Below are 26,200 nucleotides of genomic sequence, written 5' to 3'. Positions count from 1 at the left end.
GTGCTCGTACTCGACGACCTCCTCGTCCGACCGTTCGTGTCGCTCCTGGACGTCATCCAGACGGTCGCACTGCAGGAGGCGTACGACGTCGAGGCCATCCGGGACGAACTGAAGGAGAACCAGTTGCTGTACGAACTGGGCGAACGCTCCGCGGACGAGTACCGGCGACGGAAGGCCGAACTCGAGGACGAACTCGCACTGGCCGAGGAGGTGCGCGACCGGTACGCGAGCGGCAAGATAGAGGTGAAACGCTAATGCACGACCCCGAAGACACCGACGACCGAATCGAAGACGACGACCACTCCGACGCGAACCTCGCCGCTCGACTCCTGCTCGCACTCGCGGCGCGCGGGAGCAGGAACGTCGTCGAGTGGCTCGAGGCGCACGACGCCACCGTCGAGTACGGGTCCCGCGTCGAGACGGGACTGGGTGGCCGGCGACCGGGAGCGCGGTCGGCGAACGACGGGGGCACGCGTCGACCGACCGAGACGACCCACCACAGGACGAAGCGACTGTATTCGTCCGACTACCTGACGACGACGAACCGCGAGGGCGACGAACTCGTCGTGTCCGTGGACATGCCGGCCGTCGACCCTGACGACGTGACGGTCGGCCTCTCGGGAAGCCACCTGGTCGTCTCCGTCGACGGCCGACCCGTCGAGCGCGTCCCGGTCGACGACCCCGACCCCGAGACGGTGGCAGCCACGTACAGGAACGGCGTCCTCGAAGTCCGGGTCCGACTGGACGGGGGTGTCACCGATGGGTGAGAGCGCGGACCTCGACGACCTGCTCGACCGGGTAGAGGCCCGTTTCGACGCTCTGGCCGGTGCCGCCGACGAGGGGCGAACCGAGGACGCCCTGCTGGAGGCGACCGACCTCGTCAGCCTCACGGACGAGCTGCAGGACGTCGTCGCCGAGATAGAACTGCGCGACCTCCCGGCCGCCGTCGACGGGAAACGGCTCCTGCAGGCGTGCGACCTGACGGACCTCCCGGCGGCCGTCAGGAAGCGCGACCCCCGGGAGGCCGTCACCCTCGGGCAACTCGTGCGGGCGATCGACGTCCGGGACCTGTGGGGCAGTGCCGACGTCCGCGCGCTCTGGCAGGAGTACCAGGAAGCATCCGACGAACTGGACTCGTACGCCGACGACGAGGCCGACGACGAGACGTCCCGGGTCGTCGCCGAACTGGAGGCGCTCCTCGACGACGACGACGGCGAGTCCGACTCGACCTCGGCCGCCGAGGCCGTCGCCGAGCGACTGACCGACGACGCGGACGTCGACGGGGAGTCGTCGGACTCGGCAGACCCGTCCGGCGGCCTGCAGGAGTTCGACCCCGAGGAGGTCCAGTTGTCCATCCAGTCGAAGGCGATGGAGGCGGTCGACGAGTTGCGGGCGGGCGCTCTCGAGGCGCACGAGGAACTGAAGGAACTGTACGAGGAGAACCGGGAGCGAACGGACCGCCAGCGCGACCGGTCCCGGACGTCGCGGAACCCGACGGCCTACCGGACGATGCCGAGCGAGGGCGCGACGTCCGGCATCGGGACCCGGTACTCGACGGTCCCTACGGAGACGCGGTACTCGACGGCACCGAACCGGGACCGCGTCTACGGCCCTCGCTTCGACCGACGTGGAGGTGAGACCGATGGCTGATACCCGACCGACCCGGCAGCAGGCCGGCCTCGCCGAGATGGTCGAGATGCTCCTCGACAAGGGCGTGGTCGTCAACGCCGACGTCGTCGTGTCCGTCGGCGACACCGAGTTGCTCGGCGTGAAGATCCGGGCGGCTATCGCGTCGTTCGAGACGGCGGCAGCGTACGGTCTCGAGTTCCCCGAGGGAACCGACATGGACCGCGTCGAGGCCGCCGCCGGCGGGGAGCGAGGGTCGGGACTCCCGGACCGCGACGTGCCGGTCGAGGTCGAGGGAGCGACGGCCCCGACGCGACCGGCGAGTGTGGACGAGGAGTCGGCCGCCGAGGACGACGAGGCTGCCGGCGAATCGGCGTCGGACGCGGAGACCACGACCGGAGAGGAGACCACCGACGACCGGTCGACTCCCGAGGAGACCGATGACGACGATTGAACTCGACGGCGAGGACGCCGGGACGGGCCTCGTCGCGCTCGTCGTCACCGTCGTCGAACTGCTCGTCGAGGCGCTCGAACGCGAGGCGGTCCGCCGGATGGAGTCGGGTCGACTCACCGACGAGGAGGTCGAGCGACTCGGCTCGCAGCTGGCGGCCATCGAGGCCGAGGTGGAGCGCCTGAAAGAGCAACAGGGCGTCGAAGAACCCGTCGAGCGACTCCGCGGGGACCTCGACTCTCTCGTCACCGACGCCGTCGAGACGCTCTCCGAACGCGAGCACCGGGACGACGAGGCGAAACCGGGCAGGACCGTCGGGGTCGAGACCGATGAGTGACGCCGGACCCGACGCCGACGAGGGGTTCGAGGACGGTCGGTACCTGTACTGCGTCGTCCGTGTCGCCGGTGTGGACCCCGACGGGTTCGCCCCCGAGGGACTGGCTGACGAACCGGTCCGCGTCGTCACAGCCGACGGACTCGGCGCGGTCGTCCACACGTGCGACTCGCTGTACGACAGCGACGACCCGACGACGCTCAAGCGATGGTTGCTCCGCCACCAGGGCGTGACCGACGACGCCGCCGAGTTCTTCGGGACGCCCCTGCCGGTCCGGTTCGACACGGTACTGACGGGCGACGACGAGGACGTCCGGGCGTGGCTCCGCGACGCCGCAGCCGAACTCGAACCGGCGCTGGAACGGTTCGCCGGACGCCGGGAGTACCGCGTCGGCGTTCACCGCGACGAGGACGCGCTGGCCGACCGCCTCGCCGAGTCGGACGACCGCCTCGCGGAACTCGGGAGGCGCCGGGACGAGACGGACGAGGGGACGAGCTTCCTCGTCGGCAAGCAGTACGAGAAGCGACTCTCGGACCTCGTGCGCGAGCATCGCGAGCGCGAGGCCGACGCGCTGGCCGACCGACTGGCCGAGTACGCCGTGGAGGTCCGTCGCCTCGGACGCAACCAGAACGCCGGCATCCTCGGCGTGGAAGGGGCCGGGGACGGGGACGCGACCCGTTTCGCCGTACTCGCGCCCGCCGACCACGAGGACGACCTCGGCGCGGTTCTCGACGACGTCGCGGCGGCCGACGGCGTCGAGGTCCGGTTCAGCGGTCCCTGGCCCCCGTACACCTTCGCTCCCGAGGTCGGAGGTGCGGACCAGTGAAGCCGACGAAGCGCGAGGAGGACGCACTCGTCGACCTCGTCGACGTCCTCCTCCGCGAGGGGGCCGTCGTGGAGGCCGACGTGCTCGTCACCGTCGCGGACGTGCCACTCGTCGGCCTGAAGTTGCGGGCGGCGCTCGCGGGCATGTCGACGATGACCGAGTACGGCCTGTTCGAGGACTGGGACGCCGCCCAGCGCGAGTTCGCGCGCTACGAAGACCGGACGACCGCGTTCGCTACGGACGACCGGACCGGCCGTCTCGAGGGGGACGGTCGAGCCGAGTGAGGGCGGTTCAGGCGGTTGCCTCCTGTCGCTGCTTGAGTTCGCTCACGAGTTCGGTCGCCAGCGACCGGAGTTCGTCCTCGGACAGCTCGCCGAAGTCGTTGGCGGTGGCTGCTCGCTCGCCGTCGTCGGTGACCTCGCCGTCGTCGGTGACCTCGCCGTCGTCGGTGACCTCGCCGTCGTCGGTGACCTCGTCGTCGGTGACCTCGCCGTCGCCGTCGTCCGCGTCGGCCTGGCCGCCGTCGCCGGCGTCTCCGGACGACTCCTCGTCGGACTCTGACTCCAGCTGCTGGGCGACCTGCTCCTCGAGCGAGTCCTCCTCGCCGTCGAGTCCGTCGTCTCCGTCGCTCTCGTCGGACTCCGCCTCGCCGGCGTCGCCGGACTCTGTCTCGTCGGCCTCCGGTTCGGCCTGTTCGCTCTCGGCCTCCTCGCTGCCAGTCTCCTCGTCCTGGTCGCCGAGGACTATCTCGCGGGTCTGCGCTGCCGTCGTGTCGAACTCCGACTGGATACGGTCGACGAGGTCCGCTTGCTCCGGCGTGAGTTCGTCAGCGGTCCCGGAGACGGCGTCGCTCGCGGTCGACGTGACGTCCTCGACCTCCGAACGGACCTCGTCCCGGGCGCTGGCGGCACCGGAGCGGGCCTCCTCGGCGGTCGACTGGAGCCAGCGTTCGATGACCGATATCCAGCCCTCGACCACGTCGACGACCGACTCGTCCTCGCCGCGTTCGACGGCCGCTTCGGCGTCGGCGGCGATGCGCTGACCGAGGCGCTGGCCCAGTCTCGAACCGACCTCCCGGCCGAGCGACGCGCCCATCGCTCCGCCGACGGCCTCGGCCGAGACGCCGTCGTCGCTCATCTCGTCGACGTCTTTCAGGATGGCTTCGAGGACGTCGATGACGTTCGTCTCGGACGACTCGTCCGGTCGTGCGTGGTCCAGCACGTTCTCTATCGCTTCGGATCGAGTTTCACTCATAGTCAGGGGGACTCCGGGGTGGCACCGAAGCGGTCGAGCGACCGGTCGTCAGGGGGCGACCTGGAGCGCTCGCATCGGGGTTCGCCATACACACGTAAAGGCCATCTGCATGGGTAACTGACGTGTCCCGGCCGGGCGGGGCACGGCCACGGCTGGCAACCGCCGGGCGGCGGCGACCACGCGGACCGCAAACGCTAACTGCCTCGCCGGTGCGGGTTCTGCCAGTGGTAGACGTCGGCCCCCTCTCCGCGTCGGTTCCGGACCTGGTTCGCCTGCTGACGGTCCCCATCTTCGGGTATCTCGCGTGGGTCGACGTCGAGACGCGCCGCATCGACAACCTGACGTGGGTACCGTTGACGGCCGTCGGCGTGTCGTTGCTGGCCCTCGAGTGGCAGACGGCGGCGGCCGCCGGGTTCCGGGAGTGGCGCGTGTTCGTCGTCACGACGACCATCAGCGTCGGCTTCGTCGTCTCGATGGCGTACCTGTTCCACTTCCTCGGCGCGTTCGGCGGGGCCGACGCTCGCGCGCTGATGACCATCGCGGTCCTGTATCCGACGTACCCGGGCTACGTCGGCGGCGAGGCCCTGCTGCTGTTCGGCACCCGGTTGCCCCTCTCTGACCCGGGGCCGGTCCCGGTGTTCTCCTTCACCGTCCTCACGAACGCCGTCGCGTGGGGGCTGGCCTACCCGCTCTTGCTCGCGGTCCGGAACGGGGCGATGGGCCACGTCTCGAAGCGGATGGTCGTCGGCATCCCCGTCCGCTGGGACGCGATTCCGGAGACCCACGGCAAACTGCTGGCGACCGAGGGCCGGCCCCTCGCGGAGCGGGTGCGTGGGGTTCTCTACCCCAGAAGTGCCGGACTCGACCTCGACGCCGTGCGGATGTACCTCCGGTGGCGCGGCCTCTCGCTAGACGACCTGCGGGCGGACCCGGACCGGTACCGGGACCCGTCGACGCTTCCCGAAGCCCCCAACGACCCGACCGACGGCGCGGTCGGGGCGGCATCGTCGACCGGCGACGCGGTGACCGACGGTGGCGTCGACGAGTCGACGACGGCACGGACGCCGGACGCCGACGCCGAGTCGGACGACGGGCCGACCGACCCGTGGGGTGCGGCGGCGTTCCTCGACGACGTCGACGGCGACGCCTACGGCACGTCGCCGGAGCGGTTACGTGACGGACTCGACCGGCTGGCGACCGACGACGAACTCTGGGTCACGCCGGGCATCCCGTTCCTCGTCCCGGTGTTCCTCGGACTGGTCGTCGCGTTCGCCTACGGCGACGTGCTCGTCGGACTCCTGCGGACGTTCGGACTGGCGTAGCGGGGGTCACCCGGACGCCGACGAGACGCGGTCGTACAGCGGAAAGAGAACGTTCCAGAGGACGGTGACCCCGACGCCGACGCCGACGACGGTGAGCCACAGCACGTCCGTCGAGCGGTCGAACCCGACCACCAGGAGCACCATCGTCCCAACGAACATTCCGATGCACGCGAGCAGACTCGCCAGCGAGAGCGAGACGAGGACGGATGCCTCCCTGAACTGCGCGCTGAGACTGGCCATGCCTCGTTGTCCGTCGCCGGCGGTATAACCGTATCGTCAGGCCCGGTTCGCGGTTCGATGGGTCGCGACGGCCACAAGGCTCATGGTCTACCTCTCAGCTGGCCGAAACTATCAATAGGGAACGAGCCGATTCGTAGTACAAGACGACGGGACGGGGGACCCACCACATCTGTTATCATGAGCCACCTGGACGACGTCGAGGACATCGGAAACGTCCTCGTGACGGACGCATCGACCGACCGCGAACAGTGCGCCGACCTGCTGACGACGGACGACCCGTCGAACTGTGCCGAGCTGACCGTCTCCCTGCCGAACGCTCGTGCGGGGGAGACCGGCTTCGAGAGCCAGTCGGGAACCACCCCCGTTCGGCGGGCCGTCATCTCCGTCGGGGACGTCGGCCAGTCGTCGGCCGGGGACGGCCCGGACGTCGAGCCCCCGGTATCCATCGACGCCGTCGCCGACCCGGGCGACCTGCAGTCTATCTGCACCTCTGTCACCCGGTTCTGCGAACGCTGGACCCGTGAGGGGTACGACGTCGTCGTCTGCTTCGACTCGCTCACCGAGTTGCTCGGCCACGCCGACGTGGCTGGCGTCTTCCGGTTCTGCCAGGTCCTCGGCGGCCGTCTCACGTCCATCGACGCGCTCTCACACTTCCACCTCGACCCCGCGGAACACGAGGCAGAGACCGTCGCGACGTTCCAGTCCATCTTCGACGAGACGGTCGGCGAGACGACCGACGCCGACGCCATCGAGGAGTTCGTGGAGGCCACCGACGACGACGTCGCCGCACTCGCCGATGGCTGGGACCAGGAGGCGAACTACTCCATCGTCGGGGACGGTCGGGACGAGCGGCCGGACGAGGTCCACGAAGCCTCTGACCAGGAGATCGCCGACTCGCTCCAGGTCGAGTAGCCGGACAACCGTGCTACCGTCTCGTGCCGACGCTGCACTGGGGAGCCAGTATGAGTGACCGCGACACGGACCCCCGGACGGTCCTGTTGCTAGACGAGACGACCGAGAGCGAGACGGGCGAGCACTGCGACGCGTTGATGCGTGGCTTCGACTCGCCCCGTCGTGCCGAACTCGTCGTCTCGTTCCCCGACGACGTGACCGACCGATTGGACTTCAGCGCGGCGTCCGGCGGGCGCCAGCCGGCCAAACGCGGCTTCGTCACCGTCGGCGAGACCATGCAGGCCGCCGGGGCAAGCGACCCGGACTTCGGCGACCACCTCGTCGAACGGGCCGTGCCCGATCCCACAGACCTCCAGGACCTCGGGCAGACCGTCAGCCGGTTCTGCCGGGCGTGGAGCGACGCCGGCTACGACGTCGTCGTCTGTTTCGACTCCCTGACCGACCTGCTCGTCGCGAACGACCCCGAACTCGTCGTCCGGTTCTGTCACGCGCTCTCCGGCCGGCTCGACTCCGTCGGTGCCGTCGCACACTTCCACCTCGACCCGAACGAACACGCCCAGGACCTCCAGTTGACGTTCGAGGACCTCTTCGACGAGACCCTCGTCGAGGAGGTCGACGTCGACCGACTCGTCCCGACCCGCCGCCGTCGCGCCAGCGCCGCAGACGTGGCCCGCAAGACCGAGACGCTCGACCTAGACGACCCCGCCGACGGTACGGACGCAGACACCACCGACGGCACTGTCCACGACGAACCTGCATCCCGGCCGACGCGGTCCGGACAGGCCTCCGACGACGACGTCTCCGACGCCGTGCCGGACTGACCGCAGTACGTCGTCTCCTCTCCAGGTAGGGTTTTAGTGGTCGCGCAGTCGTCAGTCCGTCCTCCGTCCGAACTCGGCCGTCCCGTGGAGCGAGGTCGGAATCGACTCACTGTGTGGGCTGCGGTGGGTCGACGGCACGACGTTCTCGCTACTCCTTCAACCAGCCACCGAGTGCGCCTGCGAGGCCGCTCGGAACGGCGAACAGGAGCGCGACGATGACGCCGATTATCAACACGCTCGCACCGGCGAAAATGGTGCCGAGGGGGCCCGCCAGGGTTCCGACGAGGGCACCGGCGAACGAGAGTATGACCGCCCCGATGATGCCGCCGAACGCCCCGGCCACGAGCCCGTTCCAGGCTCCGTTCCCGAGGCCACCGCCCGCCATGTAACCGGCGATGAATCCCCCGATGATGCCGCCACCGATGGTGCCGACGACCGGGATGACGATACCGCCGAACGCGCCGACCACGACCATGACGAGGAAGCCGACGATCACCGCTCTCCAGTTGGTTCCCATAGTGGGTGATACGGCAGCGACCACCATAATGGACCCGCTGGGGTCGACGCTGTGACGAAAACTCTTCGTTCGCCAGAAGGTCGATCCCGAGCGATGACCCGGCCCCTCACGCCGCGGTACTTCGACGTCGACCGTGGCCGTCTGCGAGTCTCTGTGTCCGCCCGTCGACGACCAGCGCACCAGTGGCACGTTCGACGCACGCCGCCAGACCCGTCCTCGTTCTGGTCGAGAGCGTGACAGTCCCACGGTTCGACGGGTAGGGACGCCTGCTACCGTTCTATCACCACGATAGTCGTTCGGCAGAAGATGTTCGTGACCACCCTTACCCAGCTGGCGGCCGTTCCGTCGACCGATGGCTTCGAAAGGCGACCCCGCTCCGACGTTCACCGCAACCGTCGGCACGAGCGACCACGAATCGTTCGAGTTGACCGACCACCTCGGGAACGGCCCGGTCGTACTGGCGTTCTTCCCGGGCGCGTTCACGCCCCCCTGCACGAACGAGATGGTGGCCCTCCAGGACCGATTCGAGGACTTCGAGGCGGCTGGAGCGACCGTGTTCGGTCTGAGTGCGGATTCCCCCTTCTCCCTCGGGGCCTTCCGGAACGAGCACGGAATCGAATTCGACCTCGTCAGCGACATGAGCGGCGAGGCAATCCGTGCGTACGGACTGGAGACCGACATCCCGGAGCTGGGGCTGTACGGCGTCCCCAACCGTGCAGCGTTCGTCCTGGACGCGGACGGGACGGTCACCTATAGATGGACGGCCGACGATCCGACGAACGAACCCGAGTACGAGGAACTGGTAGCCGCGGTCGAATCGGTCTGATTCCCGCCCGTCGGTCGGTCGCGAGCGGACTCGATTCGCCCTGACTGATCACCCGGACGAGGTGACCGAGAACGGCCCACTTTCCAGTGGTGCGGCGAGGATTCGCTGGACGCGGCCGTGCCACGGTTCGTAAACGACAGTCCCGCGGAGTAGAATGCTGGTGCGTTACGTGTGCTGAACACTGTACGGAGTTCGCGTTCGACGATTCGAAGGGAGTACGGGGACGAAGTACCGGCGAAAGAAGGGGGCTGTCGGTCGCGGAGCTATTCGGCGACGAGGCGGGTTTCGAGTGAGACCTCGTGCGTGAGCGCGTCCACGACCGGTGACGTCTTCTCGACGCGCTCACTCAGGGCTGCGAGTTCCTCCTCGGTAGCGTCGGCGTCGACGTACACCGTGCAGGTGATCGAGTCGTAGCCGGGTCGGACGTCTTCGGAGATGCCGAGGAACCCCCGGAGGTCGACGTCGCCCTCCATCTCGAACCGTAGCTCGTCGAGTTCGATACCCATGTGGGCGGCGTTCGCCGCGTAGCCGACGCTCAGACACGACCCGAGCGCACCGAGCAGGAGTTCGACGGCGTTCGGCCCGGTACGTTCGCCGAGTATCTGTTCGGGTTCGTCGCCCCGGAGCGTGAACTCGCTGGTGTGGATGGTTTCTCCCGCCTGGTCGAACTCGTCGATGGTCGTCACGGACTTGAGAGCGTCCTCCCACTCTGTTTCGGCCCGGAACGTGAACATCCCGACGTCGGGGTCCTCACTGATCGCTTCGACTGCGCCCTCGAGGGCGGAGACGTCGACACCGTTCACTGTCGTTCGTTCGGTGGTTGCCATTTCGAATCGCCGCCGTACAGAGGACGGCTACAGACGTAAAGATATATTAACATATGATGGTCACTTGCACACCTGCCCCTGGCAGGTACGCTGTATTCGGCACAGACCTTCTCGACCACTATCAGAGATAGCGTGCCGAGTGGAGAGGGGACGACGGGTATCTCCAACCAGAAGGTTCTTCTCGATTTGCTTGCAACTTCTCCGACAGTGCCCCCCGCAATCTTCCAATTGATGGCCCTCCTTATCGCGGTCCTCTCGCTCGCATCGGCGGCATTTCCCCGGCAGATGAGTCGCTGGCAGATGCGTGGCCCCGCCGGTACTTCCCATATCGAACCGGGAAGGATGCGCCTTCTCGTGATGCGTATTACGAGCATTTTTGTCGCGGCAATCGCTCTCATCATGGCGTTTGGAAGTCCCTCGATGCTCCTGTGAGGCGGACCTGCAACGAGTTGCTGTGGTCTACTCGTGCGTCGTCAGAAATAGCGTGCTGGATACAGCGGGTGCACCTTGCACGGGGCCTACGTCTGGTATGGACGGCCATTCAGTGCCCGGTTACCGAGGACCGCTGGTCTGTTGCACGAACGGTAGCCGAGTTCACCACCGCGCCGACGCACACGAGGTGGATTCGAACTACTCGTTGAACTCGTCGTACTCCGCCTGCACCTCTCGTGCAATCTGGTCTGCGTCGAGACCTCGCTCGACCATCGCCGTTTCGACCTCGAACATCTTCTGGTAGAGCGACGGTCGCTGGTCGTCGGCGAGTCGAAGTCCCGCGAGAGCCGTCGGTACGTCGCTATCAATCGCTCGTCGGATGCTGTGGCCACGTCCTCGACCGCCTTGCTTACCGGACTCGGCTCCCGGTCTGATTCGTGTTTCATCGGTCCTCCCCGTCGGCCGCGAGGGGAGCGCCCGTCGCTCTCCCGGTCTGTAACACGCTGCGTCTGGAAATGCCAGGTCGTCTGGTCATCGGTCCATCCGGCTAGTCAGACCATCGGAGCATAGTCCCGAGCGCTACACTCGGAGGGTCGAACCGTGGACGCCGACGTCCGGACGACCTGTCGATGGACAGGGCGTCGTACGGGTCTCGTCTTCCGGGACGAGCGTCGGATGCCGAAGTGCTGACCCATCGCTACCCTGACACCTGTCCCGAACCCCACCGTCGCGTGTCAGCTTCGGTTCCACTTGCTCCGGTCACACCGAACGTGTATACACTCCCTGTGTAGTGTCCCGGACGAATCTTGATAAAGTCTAGCACGCATGATTCGTACATGAGGGAGTCAGGCATCGCGATCGACGGGTCCGAACTCGCCGCCGTGTCGATCGACGGGGTCGGAATCGTCGACGACGGTGAACTCGTCCGGACGAACGACGCGCTCGCGGACGTCCACGGGTACGACTCGGCGCGTTCGTCGACTGAGTCCGCGGAGACGACGGCCCTATCGACACCTCGGAATCTGTCGGAAGCGGCGTGCTGAATGGGGCGGCAGGGCTCTGTCGATACTCTCAGGCGGCGACGCACTCTGACGGTCGTGCTGCACAGAGCGCGTCTCTCGCAAGCCAGCAGTCCTGAAACCGGAGTCAGTAGCGCAGCGAACGCAGCGTTGGAACTCCTTCCCGTCCACAACAGTTACAGCAGCGAATCGGCAACGTGTCACGATGACCTGAACGTTTTGTTCGATATGTGCTGGTGAGGAGGACGCCGAGATCGTCGACGAGACCGACGAGACACTGGCGTTCGCCCCACTGGACCCCATCTCCGAGGGTCATATCCTGGTGATTCCCAGAGACCACTACGAGACCATCTTCGACATCCCGGAGCCGACTCTGTGTACGGTGATGGAACGCACGAAAACCATCGCCGAACGGCTCAAGGCGCACGATTTCGACGGTGTAAACCTGCTACACGACAGCAGTCACCAGCAGTCGGTCCCGCACTTTCACCTGCACCTCGCCCCACGCCGGAACGACGACGGGTTAGAAGACCTCTGGCCCGAGAGTGGATACGAGGAATCGAACTTCGAACGAACCTACCAACACATCCGGAACAGGCTCGGCGACGAGGATTCAGTGTAGCACACTTCGATACCTGAACGCACCGTCTCTACCCCCGTACTGTCTACCCGAAGATATCACTACTTTACCAGGAACGCCGTGCCGAGTAGAGAACAGGAGTTCAGCACCCGTTGCTGGTCGTTTCACGCTGAATCCAGTGGGCCACCCGCACAGTGAACCTGCGAACCCGTCAGTGAGTTCCGAAGTCGAACCTACCGTCCACGGATACATTCCGACTACCGAGTATGTAGAGGAGGGCGGCGAGAAGGCTGATTATCACTCCGGCGGAGATGTGCAAAACCAGCATCTCGTACGGACTATACGCGACGCCGTTCGATTTGATTCCGAGCCAGTAGACCTTCTCCACGAAATTCCGAATCGGGGCAGGCTGTAAAAAACCGACGAAACTCGCGATTCCGACGCTACCAGCACACAGCAGGCGAACTGGTTGTGGGAGGCCACGTCGGGTGGCGTCTATGTACACGAGTCCTGCGAAGAGGGGAGCGACGAGAAGTCCGAGCAGGGGCGTAATCGAGGCCATACAGTCTATCTATCTGATATAATGATAAACGTTCCGCCGAAATGTTATCTGGACACCATACTGGCAGGGTGCGGAGACGTCTTTGATGTCCTGTAGACGGGCTCTACCGAGCAATTCGACCCTTCCCGATTTCGATGGAGTCCGTACTGCGTTCGCGGCCTGTATTCGGTACCGGGCAGGAGGCATCTGACGAGGACGTCGGTCGGACCACGAGCGACTGCACTCCCGAACGCCACTGGCAGCAAACGAGGTCGCCCCGTCGTCTGAGAAGCCCGACCAGTCGAGTGCTCCCCCCGGTGGCACCTCACTGTGTGGGTGAGTATCCTCGTCGATTCGCCGTCTCCCATCCCCCCACTCGCGTCCTCCGGTCGCCCGTTCAGGAGGAACGCCCCGGTTTGGCTACCTCGAAGCGGTCGACACCCGAGTGACCGCCGTCGCGATGGCGACCATTCAGCTCCCGCCCGACGAGGGCGGGACGACGATTGCTGCAGTCACGAGTTCCGGTTCCTCCGGCGTCACGTGCTGTTCCTCCTCGAGTCGGGAGCGTTCCGCTTCGCGCTCACGACGGAGGCTCTCGAGCCGTTGTTTCGCGTTCCCGATCGGGGCAGACATGTCTGTCCCCTCTTCAGCACGTTGCTGGTACGTTTCGAGACGCTCCTCCCACGTTTCGATCTGCTCGTCGAAGTAGCGTTCCGCGTGCCTGCGTTTGATCTCTATCTCCCGCTTCCGTTCGGTTCGCGCCTCCTCGGCGAATGCCTCTACCTGTGTCCACGCCTCCATCTCGGCGGCGTCGTAGAGGTCGTGAGCCTTCGCGGACACCCGTTGGACGTCGGACCGTGACTCCGCATCGCCCGGCGGAAGCGTTTCCTCGAACTCCGGCACGTCCGTCGTAACGGTCCCATCGGGAGTCGCGTACAACCGGACGAACTTCTCGGTTACGACCTCGCCAGCCCCGGAGACGTACCCCAGGCGATAGTTGAACAGGATACCCGGCGTCCGGGACTCGGTGGCGGCGACTTTCGCAGCGATCTCGCCACGGACGCGTTCGGAACCCAGGCAGAACTCGATGAGGGACTCGACGAGTGGATGGTCGAGGGAGACGAACTCGACGTCGTCAGCCGCTATCGCGACGTCTCTGGTGAACGTCGCTCGTGGATACTGCGGTTCGACCTGCGTCCCGCACAGGAACTCGGGGACGTCCAACTGGAACACGTCCCCGTCCATCCGTGCTGGCCCAGGGCGAACCCCTCTGATGGACCCGCCGAACTCGTCGAAAAACAGCCGCACGAGGGTCTCGATGTCGTCTTCGGACACCTCGCCGTGTTGGCTTCGCTCGATCACGTCGAGTATCTCGTCGTCCTCGCCGGACAGGTCGAACCGGTCGCGGATCAGGAACTCGTTCTCGACCGTGTGAATCGCATCACGACGTTCCTCGATAGTCGCGTCGATGTCGGCGACGACCCTGTCGGTCGGTTCGTTCTCTGCGATGGCCGTCATGATCGTCTCGTCCAGGTCGACGTCTTCGAGGACGCGACCGAGGACGTCCGACCGCATCCCGAGGTCGGACTCGATCTGGTTCATCTTCTTGACGAGGAGGTTGAGGATTTCACTCTCCCGCGTCCCGGCGAAGAAGAGGTTGCGAATCTCGACCGTGTGCTCCTGTCCGTAGCGGTGGAGCCGTCCCATCCGCTGGTCGATACGGGTCGGATTCCAGGGAAGGTCGTAGTTCACCATGATGTGCGCGAACTGGAGGTTGAGACCCTCCTGTGCGGCGTCGGTCGCCAGCATCAGATTCGCTTCCCGTTCGAACTTCGCCATCTCCCTCTGTCGGCGGGACTGGTCGAGGTCACCGTAGACCTGCGCGACGTCGTGGTCGGCGAACACCTCGTCGCGCAGGTACTCCAGCGTGTCCGTGTACTCGGTGAAGATGAGGATCTTCTCGTCGGGGTCTTCCGACAGGATGCGGTCGACGAACTGCCGGAGGAGACGGGCCTTGGAGTCGGTCTCGATGCTCTTGGCCTGCTGCCAGAGTTGCTTCACGCGGGAGAGTTCCTGCTGGACCTGTGACTGGTTGAGCGTAACCGTGACCGTCTCGAGCGCCTCCTCGACACGAGTGTACTCGGCTTCCGTCAGTGTCTCTGGCTCCGTCCTGTACCGTGGAATCAGTTCCTGAACGTCGTCAGGAAGCCCCTCGGCGACGGAGTCGCTCTGGATGGCCTGCATCCGTTTTTCGAGCGACTTGCGAATCGCGTAGATGCTCGACACGAGTCGCTTCTGATAGATGACCATCGTGAACCCCGCCGCCTGGTTCTCCTCCTGCTGGGCGTGGTTGTAGTATCCGCGGATGTACTCGGTGACGTCGTTGTAGAGTTTCCGCTCCTCGTCGGTCATCTCGACCGGGAGCGCCTCGATGTTCTTCTCGGGGAACATGCGCGTCCCGTCCGTCTCGTACATGTCGTCTTTCAGCCGACGGATCATCAGGTCGTCCAGCGCGTCGGGCGTTATCTGTGACTCGTGGCTGAAACGGTACGGGTCGAGCAGACTCACGAGGAAGTAGAACTGGTCAGACTTCCCCTTGTGCGGGGTCCCGGTAAGCAGGAGGAGCGCATCCGAGTTCTCGGCGACTGCCTCGCCGACCTGATAGCGTTGCGTGCGCTCGATGGAGTCGTCGCTCGACCGCCGGGCCGTCAGGTGGTGTGCCTCGTCGAAGACCGCGACGTCCCACTCCTCGTCGAGGGTTCGGAGTTCGTCGAGTACGGAGACCGTGTCCGACTCGGGGTCGTCCGTGGTTTGCTTCGCGAAGTCGATGGAGGTGATGACGAGGTCCGCGTGCGCCCAGACGTTCTGGTCGGGGTGGGACTTGCGGTGCGTCCGGACCGTCTCGCGGTCGTAGATGACGAAGTTGCGGTCGAACTTCTCGCGCATCTCCTCCTGCCACTGGACGGTCAGCGGCGCCGGCGCGACGATGAGGACCCGGTCGGCCCGGTCGCGAGCGATGAGTTCCTCGATGACGATACCGGCTTCGATGGTCTTCCCGAGGCCCACCTCGTCGCCGACGAGATAGCGGTGGTCGTAGGAGGTCAGGATATCGTAGGCGGCCTGGACCTGGTACGGTTCGATGTCGATGCGATTGCTGGTCAGAGAGAGGAACCGGTCGTACCTGTAGGCGAGGTCGAGCCGAGTCGCCCGCTCCCGAAGGTCGTAGTGAAGCGGCGAGCCGACCTGGCCCGCCGCGAGTCTGTCGACGAGCGAGTCGAGTCTCTCGACGTGGGGGAGCCCGCTGGGCAGTTTTCGGAGTTGCCCCTCGGAGGTGTAGACGTGGAGGAGGTGACCACCGTCGGGTCGTCCCTCGATCTTCGTGACCTCTCCCCGCCCGCCTGCGAACGTGACGTGGTCGCCGACTTCGAAGTCAGTCATCGTGGACCGTCGAGTCGACTGTTTCGACCGCCTCGTCGGTGCGGTCGTCCAACGTTTCCATCTCGGGCCGGTGCTCGTCACGGTAGTGATTCGAGGACGGGTCGCGATTCGCCCGGTACGTGCGTGCCGTTCGCACGGAGTATCGGGCAGTGACGACGCGGAACCGACCCGCGTCCTCGCCGTCGATGTGACCGTGTGCGACGTCTTCCGTGTCAGCAGCGCCGACGTCGGGTTCGAGGTCGGAGTCGAAAATATCGGCCCGGTTGCACTTCCCCGGATTTCGTGCGGTTGATTTGCCAGCCATCTCGGACACTACGCTTGTTCCAGGCTCCAAATATAATTCTTTACGACGGCCGTCTTGCTGCACCGTCGCACGGATAGCGACTCGATGCTGCACAGGCCGCCGACGCGCACTCGGTAGCGTGTCTCGACCACTTGGCGGGTGCGCTTCGACCGACCCTGCCGGGATTCTCGGCAGTCGATGCGGATGGCGTGCGGCACAGAGAGGGTGTATGCATCAGCTCTGTCGAACTCCAGTCGGTTTCTAGCAGCATTCAAGGGTCAGTTTCACTTTCACTCCGTATGGCGAGCATTGTTGTTCGAACTCGTCCGACGTCGAGACGAAGTCCACCATGCAGTCCCCACTCGAAATCACCGAGACAGAGCAGTACTGGCTCCGTAGTCGAGACGTGAGTGACTCACCGAAGATAGGAGGTGAGGACTATTTCTCCGAGCACGACGTTGCACGACCCGAAACCGTCGAGTCCGACGAGTTGCCACCGGCGGACAGCGAGGCCGTTCGCGAGATCGACCGTGAAGCACTCGAACAGAAGAAAACCATCGGCAAGTGGCAAGTTACGGGGTCGGCGGAACGTATCGAACAGTTGTGGCCCGAACTCCTCGCTGACGCGGGGGCAGGCATCCTCTGGGCGGTGAAGGCTATGACCGCGTTCGGATACGAGGAACTGCCGATGTACGACGAGTACGTCCTCACAGTGTACACGCCCAACTATTTCGAGCGTCACGACGTAACCCGGGTCAGGGAACACCTCCGAGACGAACACGACGTCACCCACGACCTGTACTACAAACCAGACATCTACACCACGAAGGGAATCGTAGCGGGCACGGCCGAAGAGTTCGGCCTCTCGGCTCCTGCCAGATACGTCGGATAGCGTCCCGACGTGTCGCCTCTCGGCTGGGAACCCGTCTGACCGCCTTACGCGCTCTACGCAGCACACCCGACGAATCCCTCGGGTTCTACAGATTTCGACAGGGTCGCGCCGCTGAAGGGATTCTCGGTTGACTGCTTCCGATGACCGCACTGCAACGACGGCGCGCTTTCAGCAACGACGGCTACACCGGCCATCGCGTGACCGCAGTCGAAGAGCGCGGTGAGGGTCACGTGGTCTCCGCCGACCCCGGGACCGGTGAGGAACCGACCGTCGAAGGGAGTGAGGTGCTCGTTGCACTCGGTCGCCGACCCAACAGCGATGAACGAGTATCCGGAGACGACTGCCGAGAACGTGTGGCCCCGGGGCGACGTCGCCGGGAACGCGTCGTTCGAACACCCTGGCGACTACGAGACCCGCCAGACGGTCGCGAAGGTCGTCCACGAGGAGCGGACTGCCATCGACCTCTCGGCGACGGGTCGAGCGAAGAAGCTCGACCGCGGGTTCGTGACGATGCTCGCCGCACCTGACGCCGAGATTCTGGGCGCACACGCCGTCGGCCACGAGGCGTCGACGCTGCTCAACGAGGCCGTCGTCGCGATGCGAACTGACGCGTCCGTCGCCGACGTCGCCGGGACGATACACGCCCATCCGACGCTGAGCAACGTCGTCGAGGCTGCGTCCCGGGACGTGACGTCCCGGTACCCCGACCGTCGTCACGTGTAACTGACTGCCGAACGAAACGCTAGTCGATACCCATGGGCGAGGAACCAACGTCCCGGGAATACGAGGTCGTCGTCGTCGGCGGTGGCCCCGCTGGGATGACGGCGGCGCTGTACAGCACGCGGCTCAGTCACCGGACGGCGGTCGTCAGTCGCGGCGGCGGCCGGGCGGCGATGATGCAGAACGTCCACAACCTGCTGGGCGTCCGCAAGGAGACCAGCGGCGCCGAGTTCCTCGGCATCGGGAGGGAGCAACTCGAAGAGTACGGCTGTGACCTCCACCAGGACGTGGTCACGACGTGTTCCCGTGACGAGGAGGGACTGATACGGCTGTCGGGCGACGATGGCGAGTACGAGGCAGAGATAGTCGTCCTCGCGACCGGGTTCAACGACGTTCGTCCGGAACCGCCGCTCCCGCGGACCGGCCGCGGTCTCCACTACTGCCTGCACTGTGACGCCCACACGTTCGTCGACGAGTCGGTCTACGTCATGGGTCACTCGGAGAGTGCGGCCCGCGTCGCTGGAATCATGCTGAACTTCACCGACGAGGTCGACCTGCTCACTCGCGGCGACGAACCGGAGTGGAGCGACGAGACGAGTGCCATGCTCGACCGGCATCCCATCGACGTCGTCCACGAAGACGTCACGGGCGTCCAGAACGGCGAAGACGGCTGGTTGAAAGCGCTCGAATTCGAGGACGGTGCCGTCAGGGAGTACAAGGGAGGGTTCGCCATGTACGGCGCCGAGTACAACAACGCCCTCGCCCGGGAACTCGGCTGTGAGATCAACGACGACGGGACCATCGAAGTCGGTGACCACGGGCAGACGACCGTCGAGAGCGTCTACGCCGTCGGCGACTGCACGCCTGGCCACAACCAGCTTCCGGTCGGGATGGGGGAAGGCGCGAAGGCGGGCATCGACGTTCACTTCAGACTGCGCGACTTCCCACGGGACCCCGAGGTGCTCGACGAACAGGGCCCGGTTCGCTCGGAGGAGGTCCCGGGGATACCGGACGAATTACTCGAGCAGGCTATCGACTTCCACACCTACGACCGAGTCGGACGGTGACACGTCGTCAGCGGTCAGGACTCGGCTCGTGATTCGAGGAACTCGCGGGCTCGCTGGTTGCCCAGTCCCCGGAGTTCGTCGAGGAACGCGGGGTCCCGGTCGACCTTCGTCGAGCAGTGGAACCGCTTGCCCATCTGGATGCGGTGGATGCTCGTCCGCTGAAACTCGTCGGCGGGGAGCGTCCCGTCTGCGACCCACTCGTTGACTCGCTCGATGAATCCGAGTTCCTGGTTGAGCGAGATGTTCCCCGAGAGCTCGTTCCGCCGGTCGACGATGACGTCCAGCGTGTCGGGTTCGCCCTCGAACTCCTGGGAGTTTATCTGTACGATCCACAGCTCTTCCGGTTTGCGTTCCGGTGGGAGCCCCATCAGGTCGTTGACCGGGGGGTTCTGTGAGAACAGCCCGTCCCAGTGGAGGTGTCCGTGTATCTCGACGGCCTGGAACAGGTTCGGAACCGCCGCAGACGCGAGCACGGCGTCGACGGTAACGTCCTCGTTGATGAACGTCTCGAAGACACCGGCGTTGATGTCCACGGTCCCGACCACGAGTTCCGGCACCTCCCTGTCACAGAGGGTCGGAATCGCGTCGAAGTCGATGTGCCGTTCGAGTACCTCCCTGATGCGCTGTTTCCCGACCTCCGGTCCGAGCACCTGGTAGGGACTGATCGAGGGAACCGGAAAGCCAGCGCTATCCATTCGCGAGAGGGTGGTCACCGCGGAGTTCAGCCACCGGTCCTGTACCCCGTCGGCTGCCAGGTCCGTCCAGAGTCCGTCGAGAATCGCCCGTGCCCGTTCGGCGTCGCCGGTGACCAGACCGTACCACGTCCCGAGGGCGTTGAACGCGCCACCCGAGGTGCCGCTGATACCGACGAGTTCGTACTCGTCACTCCACTCGTCGAGAAGCGTCCGGAGCACGCCCGCAGTGAACGCTGTGTGGCTGCCACCGCCCTGGCAGGCGATGGCGACGCGCGTCGGGTCGTCCGAGACGGGGTCGTGTCCGTTCGGTTCCACCGCCTCGTCGTCGCGTTCACTCATAGGTCGTGGTGTAGCCCCCGTCCCAGAGCAGGTCGCCCCCGTTGAGGTGCCGACCGTGGCTGGAGAACCCGAAGACGAAGAGGTTGGCCACCTCGCTGGGCGTCATCATCTCCTTGGTGCGGGCCTGTCCGAGCATCACGTCCTCGACGACCGCCTGCTCGGAGATACCGCGCTCTCTGGCGGTGTCCTCGATCTGGTTCACCATCAGCGGTGTGAGCACGTACCCGACGCTGACCGAGAACCCCCGGAGGGTCCCCCGGCCCTCTGCGGCGATGGACCGGGTGAGCCCCCGGAGCCCGTGCTTGGCGGTGATGTAGGCGGGTTTGTCCTGCGTCGCATAGTGACCGTGGACCGACGACATGTTCCCGATGGCACCGACGCCGTCGTCGGTCGCGCGGACGTGTGGCATCGCGAGTTTCGCCGTCAGGAACGGGGCCCGCAGCATGATATCGAGGAGGAGGTCGTACTTCTCCATGGGGAACTCCGGTATCGAGGCGATGTGTTGCATCCCGGCGATGTTCGCGACGTAGCGGAGGTCGCCCTCTTCGGCCGCGACGTCGATCATCGTCTCGACGTCGGCGTCGTCGGTGAGGTCGGTCGGGACCGAGCGCACCCTGCCCGTTCCGTCGATGTCGGCAGCGATGTCGGCCGTCGCCTCGAGGCCGTCTTCGTCGATGTCGGCACCGATGACCGAGAGCCCGTTCGCCGCCAGGGCGACCGCAGTCGACTGCCCGATGCCCGATGCCGCCCCCGTCACGACAGCCGCTGTTTCGGGACCGAAGTGCGGGTCGTCGAGAACGAGGAGGTCGTCGGCCGTTAGCTCCGGCTCCGTCAAATCGAATTCCTCGGCTGACATACTGTGACTAGCTAACGAGGCACAGGCGTAAATGGATATGCCGGCTGTGCGAGGCGAAGCCACGCCCCTCTCCGAAATCGCCCGGACCGAACGAGCCAGCTACGAGGGTGCCTAGTGTTCGAGTCTGACCCAGTCGGAGTCCCCGAAGGGGCAGTCGTATTCGATGCCGAGACGGTCGTACACCGTCTTCGGGACGCCTATATCCGCGAGAAAAATCGTTCCAGCGTCCTCGTCGAGGCCAGTTTTCGGGAGTGCGAGTGTGACCGTCCGATCCGGTGTTACCGCGTTCCCCAGCGCTTCGCCGGTCGTCGCATCGATTCCGGATGGTACGTCGAGTGAAACGACCGGGTCTGGTCGACGATTCACGGTGTCGATGTAGCTGCTCGCCGGAGGTCGGACCTCTCCGCTGAGTCCATAGCCGATGAGCGCGTCCACGACGACGAATCGGCTGGTACGCTGGGACAGTGATTCCATCTCGGTCGTGACGGGGACACCCATCTCGTCCAGGATTCGGTGCTGGTGGGCGGCCGCGCCGGTCAGTTCCTCGGCCGGTCTATCCAGTACGACCTGAACGGACACGTCTCGGTTCGCGAGGTGTCGTGCACAGACGAGCCCTCCGCCCCCGTTCCCGCCATTCCCGGCCACCACGAAGACGTCGCTCTCCCGAACGTCTCGTACGTGCCACGCGAGTGCGCGACCTGCATTCTCCATCATCTGGAGCAACTGCAGTCCGACGTCGTCGACGGCGACGCGGTCGACGTCTCGCATCTCCGATGCGGTCACAGCCGTCACTTCGGTTCCCGTCGCAGTTCGAAACGACCGTCGGGACATACTACGACTCTCTCGTGCAACGGGTAAAGTCGACCGTCGGGTGGCCGCGTTCCTGCTGCCTGCGCGGGTGGGCAGTGGAAGAACACACCGACAGTCGATTATTACGTGTCTGTCCCGACAGTGGACCCATGAAGGAAGTCGACTTCCTGGTCATCGGCTCCGGTTCCGGACTCGACGTCGCGAACGCTGCCGCGAACCAGGGGCAGTCGGTCGCAGTCGTCGAGAGAGGCCCCCTGGGAGGGACGTGCCTCAACCGGGGGTGCATCCCCTCGAAGCTGTTGCTCTACCACGCCGACGTTCTCGAGACGGTCGAACGGGCCGACGAGTTCCACATCGACGTCGACGTTCGTACCGTAGCGTTCTCGGAGATCGTCCGTGAGGTCAACGAAGACGTCGAATCCGATTCGGCGTCCATCCGTCGAGGGTTACGGTCGTCGTCGCGTCACGACCTGTACGAAGGTGAAGGTCGATTCGTCGACGAACGGACGGTCGAGATCGTCGGTGGTGAGGACGATGGTGCCCGTATTCGCGCCGAGACGGTGTTGATAGCTGCTGGAACCCGCCCGTCGATTCCCGACATCGACGGCATCGACGACGTCGAGTACCTGACCAGCACCGAGGCCTTGCAACTGGAGACGCCGCCGGAGCACCTCGTTATCGTCGGCGGTGGCTACATCGCGGCGGAACTCGGTCACTTCTTCGGGACGTTCGGCAGCGACGTGACGATCGTCGGCCGGCGGCCGAACCTCCTCCCCGAAGCCGACGACGAGGTGGGCGACGCGTTCACCGACCGATACGCCGACCGGTTCACGGTCCACACGGGGTACGCGGCCACCGACGTCTCGGAGGCTGACGGAACGGTAACCGTCGAAGCGCACCCGTACGAGTACGGGGACGACGGCGGAATAGTCGACGGCGACCCGAGGACTGTGACGGGAGAGACGCTGCTCGTAGCGACCGGACGCACCCCGAACTCGGATACGCTGAACCTCGACGCGGCTGGAGTCGAAACGGACGAACGTGGGTTCGTCGAAACCGACGACTACCTCCGGACGACCGCCGAGGGCGTCTGGGCCCTCGGCGACATCGTCGGCGAGTACCTCCTGAAGCACAGCGCCAACCACGAGGCACAGGCTGTCGCCCGGAACCTCTTCGGCGACGAACTCCAGCCGGTCGACTATACAGCGATGCCGTTCGCCGTGTTCGCCTCGCCCGAGGTTGCCGGCGTCGGCGCACGCGAAGCCGACCTCCAGAAGGCAGGGCGGGAGTACGCGACTCGGACGTACCGATACGACCAGACTGCGAGAGGCAGCGCGATGAAAGCCGACGGCTTCGTGAAGGTTATCGTCGGTCTCGACGGAGAGATCCTCGGCTGTCACATCATCGGGCCGGAAGCCTCGGACCTCATCCAGGAAGTCGTCGTCGCGATGAAAGCCGGTTCGGGGACGGTCCAGGACATCCGCCGGTCGGTACACATCCATCCAGCCCTCTCGGAGGTCGTCCAACGCGCCTTCTCGGGACAGTTCTCTCGTGGGGGAGGTCATGAACACTCGCACTGATGTCGAATCCCCCACCCAGCGGTTGCCCCCACGGGGTATATAAACAACAGTCGCAATCGCGTCGCGACTGCACGCCCACAGTGTCGATATATCACCGGCCGTCCAAACGGAAGACGCAATGACGAACGCAGCAGTCATCATCCTGGCAGGGACCGACGGACACGCGAACCTCGGTCGACTCGTGAACGGCCTCGAGACGGCCAGAGAGTTCGCAGAAAGCGATGACGAAGTCGAACTCATCTTCGACGGCGCCGGGACCCAGTGGGTTCCAGAACTCGAGGACGAGGAAAGCGACCAGCACGAACTGTATCTGGCGGTCCGCGACCACGCGTCGGCGTGCGACTTCTGCTCCGGAGCCTTCGGCGTCGAGGACGCAGTCGACGACTCCGACGTGGTGCGTCTCGACGACCACGATGGACACCCCAGCGTTCGGTCGCTCGTGAACGAGGGCTACGAAGTTCTCACATTCTAGCCGAATACGGGACGAGACGTTCGTGTTCTGCTTCTGGTCGTCTCGAGAAACCGGACGAACGTAGCCTCCGAATTACGGACGAAATGCCAATAGCATACCGGGTCTTTCTTCCCCCGAGACGTCGTGTACAACGCCGTGGCCGCGCTCACCCCAGAGATACTGCTCGTCTTCGCCATCGTGGTGGTGGTGCTGGTGCTGTTCGCGACGGAACCGGTCCCCGTCGACATCACCGCGCTGGGACTGATGGTCGCGCTGCTGGTCGTCGGACCCGTCTCGGAGTTGCTGGCTTCTGCCGGCATCATCGACGGCGCCATCGAACTGTTCGCCGACTACCCCGCCGACGGCATCGCCGGCTTCGCCTCGACGGCGACCGTGACCGTCTTCGCGATGTTCATCCTCTCAGACGGCGTCCAGCGGACCGGCATCGTCCAGATACTCGGGAGCCGAATCGCGGCCTTCACGGAGGACTCCGAGTCCAGACAGCTCGGGGCGACGATGGGCGTCGTCGCCCCGCTCTCGGGCTTCATCAACAACACTGCGGCCGTCGCCATCCTCCTGCCCATGGTCACCGACATCGCCCACGAGGGCAACACCTCGCCGTCGAAGCTCCTCATCCCGCTCTCGTACGCCTCGATGTTCGGCGGCACGCTCACGCTCATCGGGACGTCCACGAACATCCTCGCGAGCGAGGTCGCGGCCGACCTCGCCAGCGACGTCTCGGACCCCAGTCCGGCGGTCGCCGGCCTGCAGGACGGCTTCTCGATGTTCGAGTTCACCAGTCTCGGCGCCGTCGTCACCGTCGTCGGGTTCGCGTACTTCTTCCTCGTCGGCCGGTACCTCCTCCCATCGCGCATCGAACCCGAGGCCGACCTCGCCGCCGAGTTCCGTCTCTCGGAGTACCTCACCGAGGTGGTCGTCCGGGAGGACTCGCCGCTGGTCGGCCAGACCGTCCGCGATGCGCTCGTCGAGACCGAGTTCGACGTCGACCTCGTCCAGCTCATCCGGAACGACGTGGTGTTCCTCGAACCGCTCGGCCCCAAGAACATCGACCCGGGGGACCGCTTCACCATCCGGACCGACAGGGAGACGCTCGTCGACCTCCTCGACATGGAGGGCCTGGACGTCGTCCCCGGCATGCGGGTGACCGAGGACGAACTGGAACGGGCCGAGGCCGGTGAGAACCTCGTCGAGATCGTCGTCGCACCGGGGTCACACATGGTCGGCGAGTCCCTCTCCTCGGCCAACTTCCGCCAGCGCTACGACGCGACCGTCCTCGCGCTGCGGCGCGGCGGCGAACTCATCCACAAGCGCATGGACGACATCGTCCTCCGGGTCGGCGACACGCTGCTCGTCCAGGGCACCGCAGACAGCATCGAACGACTCGACGTCACCCGCGACTTCATCGTCGCCCAGGAGATCGAACGCCACGCCTACCGCGAGGAGAGGATCCCCGTCGCAATCGGCATCATCCTCGGCGTCGTCGGCCTCGCCGCCCTCGACGTCGTTCCCATCGTCGTCTCCGCCCTCGGCGGGGCCGTCGCGATGGTCCTCACCGGCTGTCTCAAGCCCGGTGAGGTGTACGACGCCGTCCAGTGGGACGTCATCATCCTCCTCGCCGGTGTCATCCCCCTCGGCACCGCGATGCAACACACCGGGGCGGCGCTGTACCTCGCCGACCTGCTCGTCGGCACGCAGGCGTACCTGCCGGTCATCGCCGTCCTCGGCCTGTTCTACGTGCTGACGGCCGCGCTCACGAACGTCGTCTCCAACAACGCCAGCGTCGTACTCATGATTCCCGTCGCGTTCGACACGGCCGCCCAGCTAGGGGCGTCTCCCTACGCGTTCGTCCTGGCGGTCACGTTCGCCGCCTCGACTGCGTTCATGACCCCCGTCGGCTACCAGACCAACCTCTTCGTCTACGGGCCGGGCGGCTACAAGTTCTCGGACTACACGCTGGTCGGCACGCCCCTGCAACTCCTGTTCGCCGTCGTCACGACCGTCGGCATCGCCGCCTTCTGGGGCATCTGACCCGGCTCAGACCGCCACGTCGAGGGCGTGCGACGGGAGCACGAGCAACGACCCCGGTTCCCGACAGTCCGAGCAGGACGGCGAGGGCGACCGTGGACGGTGAAACTAACGGAACGGTGATAGACCGAGCGGTCGACGGGACGACGGAACGAAACGCTTTACATCGGATGGCCCAGATTTTAATCCGAGGGCCGGTGGGGTAGCTTGGTAACCTTCAGCGTTTGGGACGCTGTACCCCTGGTTCAAATCCGGGCCGGCCCATTTAACTTCGATTCTAAAACATCTGGGACGAATCTCTAGGATTCCTAACAGCTCCTCACGACGTATCTATCCCAGCCTTCTATCGCTGAAGAATGAAGATGGGGGAGAGATTGCTGCCGACGCGTGCGACTGCCGTTCATTTCTAGGTATCTCTCTGCTCTGCAACGCGTGAGTCCGGGCCGTTCACTCCTCTCGGAACGCCTGCTGGCGAATGATAACCACGTTCCGTAT

General features: G+C 65.4%; 30 protein-coding genes and 1 tRNA gene. 21 read left to right on the top strand and 10 right to left on the bottom strand.

What is annotated here, in order from left to right; genetic code table 11:
* From gvpG to gvpM, 7 genes are read left to right on the top strand one after another with little or no spacing between them, the layout of a single operon-like run.
* Positions 1–255 (top strand): gas vesicle protein GvpG, encoded by a 255-nt coding sequence (gvpG, locus tag ACSC1W_RS14170; protein ID WP_435348184.1) that lies wholly within the window; start codon positions 1–3, stop codon positions 253–255.
* Positions 255–767 (top strand): Hsp20/alpha crystallin family protein, encoded by a 513-nt coding sequence (locus ACSC1W_RS14165; protein ID WP_435348183.1) that lies wholly within the window; start codon positions 255–257, stop codon positions 765–767. The genes gvpG and ACSC1W_RS14165 overlap by 1 nt, the downstream gene beginning before the upstream one ends.
* Positions 760–1,650, top strand: a complete 891-nt coding sequence (locus ACSC1W_RS14160) for a hypothetical protein (protein WP_435348182.1) — start codon at positions 760–762, stop codon at positions 1,648–1,650. Before ACSC1W_RS14165 ends, ACSC1W_RS14160 begins: the two co-directional genes overlap by 8 nt.
* Positions 1,643–2,080, top strand: coding sequence for a gas vesicle protein GvpJ (gene gvpJ / locus ACSC1W_RS14155; protein ID WP_435348181.1), 438 nt, complete (start codon positions 1,643–1,645; stop codon positions 2,078–2,080). Before ACSC1W_RS14160 ends, gvpJ begins: the two co-directional genes overlap by 8 nt.
* Complete coding sequence (gene gvpK, locus ACSC1W_RS14150) at positions 2,067–2,414, top strand: gas vesicle protein GvpK (protein WP_435348180.1); 348 nt, start codon at positions 2,067–2,069, stop codon at positions 2,412–2,414. Before gvpJ ends, gvpK begins: the two co-directional genes overlap by 14 nt.
* Positions 2,407–3,237, top strand: coding sequence for a gas vesicle protein GvpL (gene gvpL / locus ACSC1W_RS14145; RefSeq protein ID WP_435348179.1), 831 nt, complete (start codon positions 2,407–2,409; stop codon positions 3,235–3,237). Before gvpK ends, gvpL begins: the two co-directional genes overlap by 8 nt.
* Positions 3,234–3,521: a gas vesicle protein GvpM gene (gene gvpM / locus ACSC1W_RS14140; protein ID WP_435348178.1), complete on the top strand. Its 288-nt coding sequence runs from the start codon at positions 3,234–3,236 to the stop codon at positions 3,519–3,521. The genes gvpL and gvpM overlap by 4 nt, the downstream gene beginning before the upstream one ends.
* A 7-nt stretch (positions 3,522–3,528) precedes the next feature.
* Here gvpM and ACSC1W_RS14135 read toward each other — a convergent pair whose 3' ends face one another.
* On the bottom strand, positions 3,529–4,491 hold the full coding sequence (locus ACSC1W_RS14135; RefSeq protein ID WP_435348177.1) for a hypothetical protein: 963 nt from the start codon (positions 4,489–4,491) through the stop codon (positions 3,529–3,531).
* 224 nt (positions 4,492–4,715) lie between these two features.
* Here ACSC1W_RS14135 and ACSC1W_RS14130 point away from each other — a divergent pair, with 224 nt between their 5' ends.
* A complete protein-coding gene (locus ACSC1W_RS14130; RefSeq protein ID WP_435348176.1) occupies positions 4,716–5,813 on the top strand; it encodes an A24 family peptidase C-terminal domain-containing protein in 1,098 nt (365 codons plus the stop codon).
* A gap of 6 nt (positions 5,814–5,819) precedes the next feature.
* Here the strand turns inward: ACSC1W_RS14130 and ACSC1W_RS14125 are convergent, their stop codons facing one another.
* Entirely contained in the window at positions 5,820–6,053 is a 234-nt protein-coding gene (locus tag ACSC1W_RS14125; protein WP_435348174.1) for a hypothetical protein, read from the bottom strand.
* A 177-nt stretch (positions 6,054–6,230) separates the two neighbouring features.
* Here ACSC1W_RS14125 and ACSC1W_RS14120 point away from each other — a divergent pair, with 177 nt between their 5' ends.
* Complete coding sequence (locus tag ACSC1W_RS14120; protein ID WP_435348173.1) at positions 6,231–6,965, top strand: DUF7504 family protein; 735 nt, start codon at positions 6,231–6,233, stop codon at positions 6,963–6,965.
* A 50-nt stretch (positions 6,966–7,015) separates the two neighbouring features.
* Positions 7,016–7,786, top strand: coding sequence for a DUF7504 family protein (locus ACSC1W_RS14115; protein WP_435348172.1), 771 nt, complete (start codon positions 7,016–7,018; stop codon positions 7,784–7,786).
* Between the two features lie 148 nt (positions 7,787–7,934).
* Here the strand turns inward: ACSC1W_RS14115 and ACSC1W_RS14110 are convergent, their stop codons facing one another.
* Entirely contained in the window at positions 7,935–8,303 is a 369-nt protein-coding gene (locus tag ACSC1W_RS14110) for a DUF5518 domain-containing protein (RefSeq protein WP_435348171.1), read from the bottom strand.
* Positions 8,304–8,655: 352 nt separating this feature from the next.
* Between ACSC1W_RS14110 and ACSC1W_RS14105 the strand changes: the two genes are divergently transcribed.
* Positions 8,656–9,129 (top strand): redoxin domain-containing protein, encoded by a 474-nt coding sequence (locus ACSC1W_RS14105; RefSeq protein WP_435348170.1) that lies wholly within the window; start codon positions 8,656–8,658, stop codon positions 9,127–9,129.
* Positions 9,130–9,392: 263 nt separating this feature from the next.
* On the opposite strand, the gene ACSC1W_RS14100 is transcribed toward ACSC1W_RS14105, so the two are convergent.
* Entirely contained in the window at positions 9,393–9,956 is a 564-nt protein-coding gene (locus ACSC1W_RS14100; RefSeq protein WP_435348169.1) for an OsmC family protein, read from the bottom strand.
* 231 nt (positions 9,957–10,187) lie between these two features.
* On the opposite strand from ACSC1W_RS14100, the gene ACSC1W_RS20930 reads away from it, so the two are divergent.
* From ACSC1W_RS20930 to ACSC1W_RS14085, 3 genes are all read left to right on the top strand, one after another.
* Positions 10,188–10,388, top strand: coding sequence for a DUF6199 family natural product biosynthesis protein (locus ACSC1W_RS20930; RefSeq protein WP_492764725.1), 201 nt, complete (start codon positions 10,188–10,190; stop codon positions 10,386–10,388).
* Positions 10,389–11,224: 836 nt separating this feature from the next.
* Entirely contained in the window at positions 11,225–11,431 is a 207-nt protein-coding gene (locus ACSC1W_RS14090; RefSeq protein ID WP_435348167.1) for a hypothetical protein, read from the top strand.
* 202 nt (positions 11,432–11,633) lie between these two features.
* Positions 11,634–12,029, top strand: a complete 396-nt coding sequence (locus tag ACSC1W_RS14085) for an HIT family protein (protein ID WP_435348355.1) — start codon at positions 11,634–11,636, stop codon at positions 12,027–12,029.
* Between the two features lie 169 nt (positions 12,030–12,198).
* On the opposite strand, the gene ACSC1W_RS14080 is transcribed toward ACSC1W_RS14085, so the two are convergent.
* The 3 genes from ACSC1W_RS14080 to ACSC1W_RS14070 all read right to left on the bottom strand — a co-directional run bounded on the left by ACSC1W_RS14080 (position 12,199) and on the right by ACSC1W_RS14070 (position 16,270).
* Positions 12,199–12,549, bottom strand: a complete 351-nt coding sequence (locus tag ACSC1W_RS14080) for a hypothetical protein (RefSeq protein ID WP_435348166.1) — start codon at positions 12,547–12,549, stop codon at positions 12,199–12,201.
* Positions 12,550–12,999: 450 nt separating this feature from the next.
* Positions 13,000–15,966, bottom strand: coding sequence for a DEAD/DEAH box helicase (locus tag ACSC1W_RS14075; protein WP_435348165.1), 2,967 nt, complete (start codon positions 15,964–15,966; stop codon positions 13,000–13,002).
* Complete coding sequence (locus ACSC1W_RS14070; RefSeq protein ID WP_435348164.1) at positions 15,959–16,270, bottom strand: hypothetical protein; 312 nt, start codon at positions 16,268–16,270, stop codon at positions 15,959–15,961. Before ACSC1W_RS14070 ends, ACSC1W_RS14075 begins: the two co-directional genes overlap by 8 nt.
* A 328-nt stretch (positions 16,271–16,598) precedes the next feature.
* Here ACSC1W_RS14070 and ACSC1W_RS14065 point away from each other — a divergent pair, with 328 nt between their 5' ends.
* From ACSC1W_RS14065 to ACSC1W_RS14055, 3 genes are all read left to right on the top strand, one after another.
* Positions 16,599–17,141 (top strand): putative phosphothreonine lyase domain-containing protein, encoded by a 543-nt coding sequence (locus tag ACSC1W_RS14065; RefSeq protein WP_435348163.1) that lies wholly within the window; start codon positions 16,599–16,601, stop codon positions 17,139–17,141.
* Between the two features lie 318 nt (positions 17,142–17,459).
* Positions 17,460–17,864, top strand: coding sequence for an oxidoreductase dimerization domain-containing protein (locus ACSC1W_RS14060; protein WP_435348162.1), 405 nt, complete (start codon positions 17,460–17,462; stop codon positions 17,862–17,864).
* A gap of 32 nt (positions 17,865–17,896) precedes the next feature.
* Entirely contained in the window at positions 17,897–18,928 is a 1,032-nt protein-coding gene (locus ACSC1W_RS14055; RefSeq protein ID WP_435348161.1) for an NAD(P)/FAD-dependent oxidoreductase, read from the top strand.
* A 14-nt stretch (positions 18,929–18,942) separates the two neighbouring features.
* On the opposite strand, the gene ACSC1W_RS14050 is transcribed toward ACSC1W_RS14055, so the two are convergent.
* The 3 genes from ACSC1W_RS14050 to ACSC1W_RS14040 form a co-directional block, all read right to left on the bottom strand.
* Positions 18,943–19,962 carry a patatin-like phospholipase family protein gene (locus ACSC1W_RS14050; protein WP_435348160.1) on the bottom strand — a complete coding sequence of 340 codons (1,020 nt, stop codon included), beginning with the start codon at positions 19,960–19,962 and terminating at the stop codon, positions 18,943–18,945.
* A complete protein-coding gene (locus tag ACSC1W_RS14045) occupies positions 19,955–20,818 on the bottom strand; it encodes an SDR family oxidoreductase (protein WP_435348159.1) in 864 nt (287 codons plus the stop codon). The genes ACSC1W_RS14050 and ACSC1W_RS14045 overlap by 8 nt, the downstream gene beginning before the upstream one ends.
* Before the next feature lie 111 nt (positions 20,819–20,929).
* Entirely contained in the window at positions 20,930–21,586 is a 657-nt protein-coding gene (locus tag ACSC1W_RS14040; protein WP_435348158.1) for an NAD(P)H-hydrate epimerase, read from the bottom strand.
* Positions 21,587–21,777: 191 nt separating this feature from the next.
* On the opposite strand from ACSC1W_RS14040, the gene ACSC1W_RS14035 reads away from it, so the two are divergent.
* The 4 genes from ACSC1W_RS14035 (at position 21,778) to ACSC1W_RS14020 (ending at position 25,969) form a co-directional block, all read left to right on the top strand.
* Positions 21,778–23,208 carry a dihydrolipoyl dehydrogenase gene (locus ACSC1W_RS14035; protein ID WP_435348157.1) on the top strand — a complete coding sequence of 477 codons (1,431 nt, stop codon included), beginning with the start codon at positions 21,778–21,780 and terminating at the stop codon, positions 23,206–23,208.
* 118 nt (positions 23,209–23,326) lie between these two features.
* Positions 23,327–23,680 carry a DsrE family protein gene (locus ACSC1W_RS14030; protein WP_435348156.1) on the top strand — a complete coding sequence of 118 codons (354 nt, stop codon included), beginning with the start codon at positions 23,327–23,329 and terminating at the stop codon, positions 23,678–23,680.
* A gap of 135 nt (positions 23,681–23,815) precedes the next feature.
* Positions 23,816–25,708 carry an SLC13 family permease gene (locus ACSC1W_RS14025; protein ID WP_435348155.1) on the top strand — a complete coding sequence of 631 codons (1,893 nt, stop codon included), beginning with the start codon at positions 23,816–23,818 and terminating at the stop codon, positions 25,706–25,708.
* 188 nt (positions 25,709–25,896) lie between these two features.
* A tRNA-Pro gene (locus tag ACSC1W_RS14020) sits at positions 25,897–25,969 on the top strand.
* The last annotated feature ends 231 nt before the right edge of the window (positions 25,970–26,200 follow it).

Source organism: Haloarchaeobius marinus, assembly GCF_051207415.1.
Taxonomy (GTDB): domain Archaea; phylum Halobacteriota; class Halobacteria; order Halobacteriales; family Natrialbaceae; genus Haloarchaeobius.
Note: the sequence above shows the minus strand (reverse complement) of the source record. Positions and strands in the feature narration are given on the sequence as shown.